Annotated in this window: 3 protein-coding genes; all 3 read right to left on the reverse strand. The window is 78.2% G+C overall.

All coding sequences use genetic code 11. The features are described 5' to 3' along the window. Positions 1-14: 14 nt before the first annotated feature. From FNX44_RS26465 to FNX44_RS26475, 3 genes are read right to left on the reverse strand one after another with little or no spacing between them, the layout of a single operon-like run. Complete coding sequence (locus FNX44_RS26465) at positions 15-914, reverse strand: aminoglycoside phosphotransferase family protein (protein WP_153507762.1); 900 nt, start codon at positions 912-914, stop codon at positions 15-17. Between the two features lie 35 nt (positions 915-949). Then, the gene (locus FNX44_RS26470; RefSeq protein ID WP_153507763.1) at positions 950-1,441 is read right to left on the reverse strand and encodes a DUF4439 domain-containing protein; all 492 of its coding nucleotides are present in this window, start codon (positions 1,439-1,441) and stop codon (positions 950-952) included. Positions 1,442-1,446: 5 nt separating this feature from the next. Then, a complete protein-coding gene (locus tag FNX44_RS26475) occupies positions 1,447-2,010 on the reverse strand; it encodes a hypothetical protein (protein ID WP_323369680.1) in 564 nt (187 codons plus the stop codon). Positions 2,011-2,068 lie beyond the last annotated feature (58 nt).

Genomic DNA, 2,068 nt, shown 5'->3' on the forward strand with positions numbered 1-2,068 from the left:
GGGTGGGGTTGGGGTCACACCCAGGCGGCGAACTCCAGCAGCGTCTCGCCGTCCTCCCGGTCGCCCGCCGCCAGATGCCGCAACCCGGACTCCACCGCCCGGTAGTGCGCCCACCCCCGCAGCCGCTCCTGGTCCAGCTCCAGCGAGTCCGCCAGGCGCCGCAACCGCCGCCGCACCTGCGCGGCGGCCCCCGGCGAGGCGACCAGGTCGTGCAGCCGGTCGCGGGCCAGCCGCGCCAGGTCGTACGCGGGATCGCCGACCAGCGGGTGCGGCCCGACTGCGAGCCAGGGCGCCCGGTCGCCCGGCGCGGCGAGCACCGCGCCCTGCCGGAAGTCGCCGTGCAGCAGCACGCCTTCACCGGCGTCGGCGAGCAGCCGCTCGCGGTTCGCCCGCGCCTCCTCCACGAGCGACGCCAGCTCCGCCGGGGCGGCGGCGAACAGCGTCTCGACGGCGTGGCCGGTGTGTTCGGCGACCGTCGGGAACGGATGGTCGCCCGGCTGCACCCACAGCCGCCGCAGCACCGACGCGGCCTCCAGCACCGCCTTCTGCTCGGGCAGCGAGCGCAGCGACACCTCGCCCTGGAGGCGTTCCAGCAGCAGCGCGCCGGCGTCCGCGTCGGCGCGCAGCAGCCGTACCGCGCCCAGCCCGTCCCAGCGGGTGAGCGCCGCCGCCTCCGCCGCCACCCGTCGGCTTCCGAGCGACGAGAGCTTCAGCGCCGCGGGGGCGCCGTCGGCCTGCTCGACGAGCAGCACCAGGCTGTCCCGGCCGCCGGGCGCCGCCAGCCGTACCGGCCGCAGCCGCCAACGGTCGATCAGTTCCTCGGCCACCGAGGCCACTTCACGCAGCCAGGGGTGGGCGCTGCCCAGATTCCTTACCAGCCGCTGGGGTGGTTCGAGGCGCGGGGGGTGGACCATTCCGGTGAGGTGCCTTCCCTGGTCGGCTGCGGGGTCTATCGGTTCTGCGACCCGCCGCGCTCGGCGAGCCCAGGGAAGGCTACGCCGCCGCCGCGCCAGCGCGTCGCCCGGACCGCCGCTTCGCGCAGCGCGGCGGCCGCCTCGCGTCTGCGACGGCCCTCGGTGGCCCGGACGAGGTCGGCGTAGGCGCCGGCGATCCGGTCCTCGATCTCGGCGGCCAGCCGCCGCGCGGTGGCCGCGTCGACGACGTCGAAGGGCAGGGCGTAGCCGGCCAGCGCGGGCGGCGGCTCGCCGCCCGCCGCCCGGATCGCGCGGACGAGCTGGTCGCGTCTGGCGCGGTGCGCGTCGTAGGCCTCGCGGGCCTCGCGGCGGCGCTCCTCGCCGACCCGACCGCCGACGACGCCGTAGCCGTACACGGCGGCGTGTTCGGCGGCCAGCGCGGCGGCCAGCGCGGAACTCGCGGGGTGGGTCTCGTCGTCCGGGCCGGTACGGGCGGCCGGGGTGGTGTGGAGGGCGGATCGGACCATGGCTTTCAGGCCACCTCCGGCAGCAGTTCGGTCAGCAGGTAGCCGTGTGATGCTCCGGCCGCCGCGACCGACGCGAGCAGCCTGGCCGTCTCGGGGGCGGCGTCGAGCAGGGCGGCGGTGCGCCGGTCGGCGGCGGCGCGTTCGGCGTCGGCGAGCGCGCGCAGCGCCGCCCCCGCGTCCTCGGGCACCCGCACGGGCGCGTTCGGCTTGTCCGGGGACTCCGGCGTGTCCGGGGAATCGTCGGCATCCGACGACTCCGCCGCGTCGGGCCCCGCGTCCGTGCCCGGCGCGGGCGCGGGTGTGCCGCCGAAGGCCCTCATGTGCTGGGCTACGGCCTCGCGCAGAGGCGCGAGGGCGGCGGCGAGCGCGGGGTGCGCGGCGCTGGTCGCGTCGTAGCGGTCGAGGAGCGTCGCGCTCTCCCTGGCGGCGGCGCGCCGAAGCCGGGCCTCGGCGGTGGGCGCGGCGGCGGGCCGGGCGGGTTCGCCGCCGGAGCAGCCGGTGGCGAGCAGCGCGGCGGTACCGGCGAGCGAGGCGGTCAGTACGGTCCGGCGGGACGGGTAGGACGGCACGAGGGGCACTCCACGCGAACTACGGCAGGGCCTTGGGCGGGACGGGACGGCAGCGGAC

Source organism: Streptomyces alkaliterrae (assembly GCF_007097205.2).
In the GTDB taxonomy this organism is placed as follows: domain Bacteria; phylum Actinomycetota; class Actinomycetes; order Streptomycetales; family Streptomycetaceae; genus Streptomyces; species Streptomyces alkaliterrae.